Origin of the sequence: Arcicella aurantiaca, assembly GCF_003148625.1 — a bacterium.
Taxonomy (GTDB): domain Bacteria; phylum Bacteroidota; class Bacteroidia; order Cytophagales; family Spirosomataceae; genus Arcicella; species Arcicella aurantiaca.
On the sequence record NZ_QGGO01000017.1, the window covers coordinates 108115 to 116226 of the forward strand.

Here is an 8112-nt window from a genome sequence, read left to right on the forward strand (position 1 = left end):
TAAAAATCACTTAAAAAAAACGGTCTTTAAATCTAAAGCATTATTGATAATTTCTTCTTTATCCAAAATTTTTGAGTTCATAAATTCGGAAGGAGTGATGTTAAATTGCTTTTGAAAATTACGAGCAAAATTACTTTGCGAGCTAAAACCAACCATGTAAGACACCTCAAAAATCCGATGATTCCCTTCTGCTAATAATTCCGCTCCCCGTTTTAGACGGGTAATATTGATTAATTCTATGGGCGTTAATATCGAAATCGCTTTAATTTTTCGATAAAGCGTTATACGACTCATATTCATGATTTGAGCTAATTTCTCCACATCCAAATCGGTATCTTCAAGATTTTTATTGATGGTATCATGCAAGGTTTCTAAGAAAGATTCATCGGCTTTGGTATGGGCGATACTCTTAATATGCACAAGTGGCGAACTGGCAAAATATTCCCGAATCATGTTACGGTTATTCAATAAACTGGCAATTTGAGCTTGCAAATGTTCCTTTGAAAATGGCTTTTCGATGTAGGCATCTGCACCTAATTCTAAGCCTTGTACTTTTGATTGAATACTGTTTTTAGCAGTCAATAAAATCACGGGAATGTGCGAATATTCAAAGTTACTTTTGATTTTTTGGCAAAATTCAAACCCATCCATTACGGGCATCATCACATCACTAACAATCAATTGAACGGTTTCTTTATCAAGTACTTCGAGGGCTTCTGTGCCATTTTCAGCTTTCAAAATGGTATATTTTTGCCTGAGCATTCTTTCTAAAAAATCCAGAATCTCGTCGTTATCATCTACAAGTAAAATGGTTGGTAACATAATTTTTCGATAGTTTTTGGTTTCAAAAGTAATGGTATTTCTAAAATAGATGATTTTGCGAATGGTTTACGATAATTCTATCTTGATTAATTGGTAGAATCAGTACAAAAACGATAGAATCATCTGTGGTTGCTTTTAGGTACAAATCGCCATTTAACAAATGCGTCAGTGAACGTGCTAAAGCCAAACCAATGCCTGTTCCTTCTTGTTTTGCTTCTTTTAATCTATAAAATGGCTCAAAAATCTTCTCTTTTTTCTCTAAAGGAATTTTTAGTCCATCATTCTCAAATTCAATGGTATAATTGATGGCATCTTCTGTAATGGGCAAAACTCTAATAGCCACTTTCTTCAAAGCAAATTTGATAGCGTTGTTGAAAAGATTGCTGAAAATTTTATTGAGAGCTTCTTCATCAACAAAAGCATAAATGTCTTCTTGGAGATACTCAATGGTATATTCAAGTTTTCTTTTTTTGGCAAGTGGCGAAAAATTCTGATATGATTCTTTCAGTAAATGAGAAACATTCAGTCGGTTAAAATCAATGCTAAAACTGTTGGTTTCAACTTTTCTAAAATCCAGAATTTGTGATACAAGCAGAATGAGCCGATTGGTATTTCTGTCCATCAAAACTATGTCCTCTTTTATTTCTGGAATGTCATCTACTTGTTCTAATAAATTTTCAATTGGTCCTTTTATGAGGGTCAAAGGAGTTCTGATTTCATGAGCCAAATTGGTAAAAAAGTCAATTTTAGCTTCGTAAACTTCTTTCTCTTTTCGGTCTTGAATAATAATATGATAACTCACAAACACATTATAAACAATGGCGATAAAAATAATTGAATATAAAATGTATGCTCCTAAAGTTGCCCACCAAGGCGATAAAATGGTGATAACTAATTGTTTTTCAGCAGGGGTATGGCTACCGTTAATGGAAGCTTTTAGCTTGAATATATATTTCCCTGGAGAAAGATTGGTAAAATAGACTTTACGATTGGGTTTAATTTCTGTCCATTCTTTATCCAAACCTTTCATAAAATAGCTGAAAGAGGTCATTTCGGGAGAATAATAACTCAAAACGGTGAAGTCAATACTGAATGAAGATTTATCGTGTGGTAACGTAATTTCATCGGTATAAATGATTGACTTTGGTAAAAACGAATTTTTATCCCCGATGATTTGCTCCTTATTTTCTACTCTGAAATCAGTAATATAAATGGGTGCTTTCACAATTGCCTGTAAAACATTTTGTGGGTCAAAAGTGACCATTCCTTTAATACTTCCAAAATATATTCTGCCGTTTTGGTCTTTATACCCTGAATTGTAGTTAAACTGGTCGCTCAATAAACCGTTATCTATGGTATAAGTAATAATCTGTTTGCTAAAAGGATTATAATTGGCTAATCCACGAGAGGTCGCTATCCAAAAAGTTTTATTGTTATCTTCCAAAACCTTCAAAACAAAATTGCTTGGAAGCCCATCTTTCATCGTCAGTGAAGTTATCTTTTTACGGTCTTTATCTAATTTACAAACGCCACCACCTTCTGTTGCAAACCACAAATTTTCTTGGCTATCTTCAAGAATACCATTAATATCGTTATTGGTTAATGAATGTGGTTTTTTAGGGTCGTTATAATAATGACATCTTTGCTTGTTAGTGGGGTTATATGAAAACACCCCTGTATTTGTTCCAATCCACAAAAGCCCCTTTTTATCTTCAAATACAGAGGTTGTAAAGTTGGTATAGGGTATTTCTTGGGCTAATTCAAAACCATCTACTTTAGGATTGTACTTTGACAATGTGCGAGCCGTTGCCACGAAAATCTCTCCAGCCTTGTTTTGGTAAATATTCATAATAAAGTTACTCTTTAAATCATATTTTCCTAAGCCTGCATTATAGTGCTTTCTAATTTTTCCCGTTTTGATGTCCATGATATCGAGTCCATGTTCAAAAGTTCCAATCCATAAATCATTGCCAACATTTAGTAAGCCCTGTATATTGGTATAAGCAATACTGTATTTGCCCGCATTGGGGATAAATTGGGTGATTATTCCTGTTTTTGGGTTCAATTTATTCAAACCTGCATCTTCTGTTCCTATCCAAATATTCCCAAATTTATCTGGACAAATTTCTCTGATAACATTGCCACTCAGGGCTTTAGATGAATTATCGGCAAAGTATTTTTCAAATAATGAATTACGTTTAGAATAATAATTAACGCCGCCAAAGAATGTTCCTGCCCAAATACCGCCTTCATTGTCTTTACAAAGTGAATAAACGGCATTATCGGTTAATGAAAATGGGTCGAGGAATTTTTTGGTGATATTGGTAAATTGATGCGTTTGTGTATTGAGAATGAAAATGCCAGATTCGGTAGCGAGCCAAAGTTCATTTGGGAAAAATGGTTTTATATCACGAACGTGGATAACATTGTTTGATTTGCTATAAATTAAAACGTCTTCGTAAGTACCGCTTGGAATATGAAATTTCTTTAAACCTTGATTGACCGTACCGACGTAAATGGTTTCTGTTCCCAAACAAAAAATCGTCTGAATCAATTTTGAAGGCACTTTTCCCGAATGTGCAAAAACATCATATTTCTGGAAACTTTGTGTCTGATGATTAAATTTTTGAATAAAACCATCTCGTGTTCCCACCCAAATTTGTCCATTTTCGTCCATTGAAAGTGAGGAGGCTGGGAAGTATTTTGCCATCGGAAATTCGACCAATTTTTTAGTCTTAAAATTATATCTCCACAAGGTAAAAGCTGAAATAAACCAAATTTGATTGTTGTTATCTATCTGAATATACTTCACTTCTTTGAGGGTATCTATCAGCGGAATGAGCTTTTCATTTTCATAATCGAAGTAGAATAAACCCTTAGAACTGCCCACCCACAAAGTTCCCTTTTTATCAGGAGAAATGCAGTAAATTAAATCTGTATGAAATGAATATTTAGGATTTTCAGTCTTATAAGTTTTGAAATGATAGCCATCAAAACGGTTTAAACCATCTTTTGTTCCAAACCACATAAATCCCTTTTTATCTTGCGTACTGCAATAAATGGCATTATTTGACAGACCGTTTTCTACCTGATAATGCCTAAAAAAGTAGGGCTGAGCCATCGCTTTTAAAGTACAAAATAGAACAATGATAAAGGCTTTCGTTAGCAATGAAATATGTTGATATTTTTTCAAAAGTCTGTTGGTGGATTTGGTTGATAGTGGAGTGAAAATTGTGTCATAAAGTTAAGATAATATTACTCAACCGAGATAAAATGAAACAATATGTGGAAATAATGATAATTTTTGAATCATTTGGCAAGAAATGAAAGCATAATTTTGTGATGTATTCTGATAATGATTAAAAGTCAAAATAAAAATATAACTCTTTTTGAGTCAAAATTTAGTAAAAGTTTAAGTAATAAAGATTGGGTATAGTGAAAGAAGGTGGGGTTAGCCTTAGCCCCACATTTCTTAAATTTTATCGTAATAATCAGCATTTAATAATCAAAAAATGAAAAAAATATTTTTAGTAGCACTTATTTTGTCTCAAGTAGCGTACTTCTCTTTTTCCCAAAATACACAAGCTCCCGCTTTTCCTCTTATCACCCATGACCCTTATTTCAGCATCTGGTCAACGTCCGACAAACTTAATGACTCTCCCACAAAACATTGGTCTGGCACTGACCATTCTTTAATGGGAATGCTAAAAGTAGATGGAACAATTTACCGTTTTATGGGTGCCAAAAGCATTGGATACAAAAATATATTACCCGCAGGTGATGACGTAAATTATGCCGCAAAATATACCGAAACAGAACCTTCAAGCGACTGGAAAAATCCAAGTTTTGATGATGCTAATTGGCAAAATGGCGTTGCTCCTTTCGGAAATAGAGAGGGCGTTTCTAAAACTTTATGGAAATCTAAAAATATTTGGATGCGTCGTGAATTTACACTCGACAACCTCAATTTTAAAGACCCACTCCTAAAACTACAACACGATGATATTGTAAAAGTGTATCTCAACGGTGATTTAATTTATGATGCAGGTTGTTGTGCAGGAAAATATCTCTATTTACCGCTGACAAATGAGGTAAAAAGTAAATTGAAAAAAGGAAAAAATGTTTTTGCCATTCATGTTATCAATACAGGTGGTGAAGCATTATTAGATGTTGGCATTGTGGAGAAAAATATTCCTGTTTCAGATACTAAAATACAAATGGCAGAGCAGAAAAGTGTGAAACTGAATGCTACGCAAACGCTTTATGAATTTGCCTGTGGAAAAGTGAATTTATCCTTAACTTTTACTTCTCCGTTGTTGATAAACGACCTTGATATTATGGCTCGTCCAGTGTCGTATATTAGTGCTAAAGTAAAATCAAATGATGGAGCATCTCACGCTGTTCAATTGTATTTGGGGGCTTCAACTGATATTGCTACCAATCACGATTCGCAACCAATATCGGCTCAAAAATATACCAATAATAATTTGAGCATTTTGAAAGCTGGAACTACTGAGCAACCAATTTTAAAGAAAAAAGGAGACGACCTCCGCATTGATTGGGGATATATGTACGTAGCAACGCCAACTTCTGCAAACGTAAAGCAATCAATTTCTACGAATGACGTTCAGAATCCTTTTCAAACAGAAATATCTGACGTTTCAACAGGTAAACGCTTGATGTTGAATACGATAGCTGATATGGGTAAAGTGGCAAGTACTTCGAAAGAACAGGTCATTATGCTTGCTTATGACGATTTATATGCTATTCAATATTTCGGAACGAACCTTCTTCCTTGGTGGAAAGAGAATGGGTCAACCATTGAGCAACAACTAACTTTAGCGTCAAAAGATTATTCTACAATCGTTAAAAAATGTGAAGTAATCAACCAAACAATTTATAATGATGCCTTGAAAGTTGGTGGAGAAAAATACGCAAAACTATGTGAATTGGCTTATCGTCAAAGTATCTCAGCTCATAAATTAGTGAAAAGTCCACAAGGTGAAATCTTGTTCCTTTCAAAAGAAAATTTTAGTAATGGCTCTATCAATACCGTAGATGTAACCTATCCGTCAGCACCTCTATTCCTAATTTACAATCCTGATTTAATGAAAGGAATGTTGAATGGAATATTTTATTACAGTGAAAGTGGAAAATGGGCAAAACCATTTCCTGCCCACGACTTAGGTACGTATCCGCTTGCCAATGGACAAACCTACGGCGAAGATATGCCTGTGGAAGAATGTGGAAACATGATGATTTTGGCGGCAGCAATTTGTAAAGCTGAAGGCAATAATAACTATGCTAAAAAACATTGGAAAACGATGAATATTTGGGCGGATTTCTTAGCAAAAGATGGTTTTGACCCTGCCAATCAGCTTTGCACGGATGATTTTGCAGGTCACCTTGCCCGTAATATTAACCTTTCAGCAAAAGCAATTGTAGCTCTTGAAACTTATACACAATTGGCAAAAGAATTAGGCGAAACGGCAACGTATCAAAAGTATGATGCTATCACAAAAGGGTTTGTGTCTAAGTGGATAGAAATGGCAAAAGATGGCGACCATTACGCCTTGACTTTCGATAAAAAAGGAACGTGGAGTCAGAAGTATAATTTGGTTTGGGATAAAGTAATGAATCTTAATTATTTCCCGAAAGAAGTATTTGAAACGGAGATTAAATATTACTTAACCAAACAAAATGAATTTGGTTTGCCACTTGATAGCCGTGCTACATATACAAAATCTGATTGGGTAATTTGGACTTCAGTCTTAGCTAATAATCCTCAAGATTTTAACGCATTTATTAACCCGATGTACACTTATGCCACTAAAACGTCATCAAGAGTTCCCATTAGCGACTGGCATGAGACAAAGACAGGTAAAATGGTTGGTTTTCAGGCAAGAAGTGTTGTAGGAGGCTATTTTATGAAAGTTTTAGAACAAAAATTTAAAAATAAATAATCCTTAAAACAGGAATTTTACCAATAATTTATAGTTCCCCAATAATAACCACTGATGGAGATAACTCACTATCAGTGGTTTTTTTTAGGAGTTATTTTGAGAGACAAGGTTTTATTAAAGCCCTTTTCAATATAAGTAAAAAGAACAAATTAATTGATAATATAAATGTTGTCATCATGACGTAGGGGCGTATAGCATACGCCCACATCTCGACCTTTTGGGCGTATGCTATACACCCCTACACAATATCAATTTATTTATTCCAAATGCTTATGAAGTTGGAAGTTGGAATGAAATGGATACACCAATTCAATTAGTCTTGAAACTTACTATTAATCAAACACATATCAATTTTCAACGGATACTTAGTTATTCTCTAAAGCGTCATTTTGACACATTTTTGAAATATTACTTTAATTACCGATGCTTGATAAAATGAAACATTTTGTTGAAATAATGATACAATGTGAATAAACCACAAAAAAATATACGTCTAATTTTGTTTATAATATTTGAAGTAAAAATATGATAATTCAAAGAGGTTGAATGCTTGAATTATTGTATTTAAAGTAGCCATTTTAGGGTACTTATCAAGCTTAATATTTTGCCAAACTGTTGCTCAATTATAAAACAATCTATGAAGTCGTTTAAAAAAACATTAGCCACATTAACACTTTTAAAACCCATAAAATTACCTCTCTCAAAGACCTGTTACTTTAAAAATAGTATTGACGTAAATCATTCTTCATAAGCAATTCAGCAAACGAAATCTTTTACTTGACGTGTATTGAATAACGTCAGAAGATTTGGTTTGCCCAAACGCAAGTTTTTCCTGTTAAAAACCATACATTTTGATTTTAAATCTCTTGTGTAGATACCTATTCAAGAGGTTTTGTGTAGTATAAAAGTGATTTATCAGAAGGTGAAATAACCAAATATTAAACCTCCGCTGAGCAATTTCATCGTGAATATAAACCTACGATTGTATCGAAAAATTAGATATGTCGTATTTTGAGGACTATTACAGCAATTTTGGTTGTCCCGCTTTTCATCCCAAGATGATGATAAAGATATGGATATATGGTTATTGTGAGCGTATTTATACGAGTCGTAGATTATGCAAAGCCCTGCGAGAGAACGTAAATTTCATTTGGTTATCAGGTAATCAACACCCCTGTTTCAAGACTTTATGTGATTTTCGGAGTAATAAAATGGAAACGATGGTCGATACGGTTTTCAAAGAAGTGTTATTGATGTTGTTGGAACTGGGCTATATTGATTTAGATACTTTGTACATAGATGGTTCTAAATGGGAAGCCAATGCCAA

Annotated in this window: 4 protein-coding genes; 2 read left to right on the forward strand and 2 right to left on the reverse strand. The window is 33.8% G+C overall.

Features of this window, described 5'->3' with window-relative positions; genetic code table 11:
• Positions 1–6: 6 nt before the first annotated feature.
• Positions 7–822 carry a response regulator transcription factor gene (locus LV89_RS15900; protein ID WP_109743905.1) on the reverse strand — a complete coding sequence of 272 codons (816 nt, stop codon included), beginning with the start codon at positions 820–822 and terminating at the stop codon, positions 7–9.
• A 40-nt stretch (positions 823–862) separates the two neighbouring features.
• The gene (locus LV89_RS15905; RefSeq protein ID WP_146199178.1) at positions 863–4015 is read right to left on the reverse strand and encodes a ligand-binding sensor domain-containing protein; all 3153 of its coding nucleotides are present in this window, start codon (positions 4013–4015) and stop codon (positions 863–865) included.
• Positions 4016–4334: 319 nt separating this feature from the next.
• On the opposite strand from LV89_RS15905, the gene LV89_RS15910 reads away from it, so the two are divergent.
• Both LV89_RS15910 and LV89_RS24920 read left to right on the forward strand, forming a co-directional pair.
• Positions 4335–6785 carry a glutaminase family protein gene (locus tag LV89_RS15910; protein WP_109743907.1) on the forward strand — a complete coding sequence of 817 codons (2451 nt, stop codon included), beginning with the start codon at positions 4335–4337 and terminating at the stop codon, positions 6783–6785.
• A 1001-nt stretch (positions 6786–7786) separates the two neighbouring features.
• The coding region (locus LV89_RS24920; protein ID WP_146199179.1) for a transposase at positions 7787–8112 on the forward strand (326 nt) is incomplete at its 3' end.

Coding starts and splice junctions, on each gene's coding strand:
- LV89_RS15910 (WP_109743907.1), top strand. CDS start 4,335: ATGAAAAAAATATTTTTAGTAGCACTTATTTTGTCTCAAGTAGCGTAC.
- LV89_RS15900 (WP_109743905.1), bottom strand. CDS start 822: ATGTTACCAACCATTTTACTTGTAGATGATAACGACGAGATTCTGGAT.